Raw genomic sequence first — 681 nt, 5'->3', positions numbered from 1 at the left:
TTCTGCACTTCGGCGATCATGGCGTGGATCGAGGCGGTGATCTTTTCCTGGTCGGGTTCGGTCTCGGTCAGGCAGTGCACCGTGTCGCGCATGATCAGCGGCGGTTCGGCCGGGTTCAGGATGATGATGGCCTTGCCCTGCCTGGCGCCGCCCACTTTCTCGACCGCGCCGGCGGTGGTGCGGGTGAATTCGTCGATGTTCTTGCGCGTGCCCGGGCCGGCGGATTTCGATGACACGGTGGCGACGATCTCGCCGTAGGCCACCGGCTGCACGCGCGACACGGCGGCGACCATCGGGATCGTGGCCTGGCCGCCGCAGGTGACCATGTTGACGTTCATTTCGCCTTTGCCGACGTGCTCGGCCAGATTGACCGGCGGCACGCAGAACGGGCCGATCGCCGCCGGGGTGAGGTCGATCATCAGCACGCCCAGCGCATTGAGCTTGCGGCTGTTCTCGGCATGGACGTAGGCCGAGGTGGCGTCGAAGGCGATCTGCACGCCGTCGGCCCGCACGTGCGGCAGCAGGCCGTCGACGCCGTCCGCGGTGGTCTTGAGGCCCAGTTCGCGCGCGCGCGCCAGGCCTTCGGAGGCGGCGTCGATGCCCACCATCCACACCGGTTCCAGCACCGCGCTGCGCTTGAGTTTGTACAGCAGATCGGTGCCGATGTTGCCCGGGCCGATC

General features: G+C 67.8%; 1 protein-coding gene. It reads right to left on the bottom strand.

What is annotated here, in order from left to right:
• Positions 1 to 680, bottom strand: a 680-nt coding sequence (locus TBU01S_RS22755; RefSeq protein ID WP_068639745.1) for an acetaldehyde dehydrogenase (acetylating), incomplete at its 3' end; no start/stop codon positions are given.
• Between the last annotated feature and the right edge of the window lies 1 nt (position 681).

This window comes from Thauera butanivorans NBRC 103042 (genome assembly GCF_001591165.1).
GTDB lineage: Bacteria > Pseudomonadota > Gammaproteobacteria > Burkholderiales > Rhodocyclaceae > Thauera > Thauera butanivorans.
Note: the sequence above shows the minus strand (reverse complement) of the source record. Positions and strands in the feature narration are given on the sequence as shown.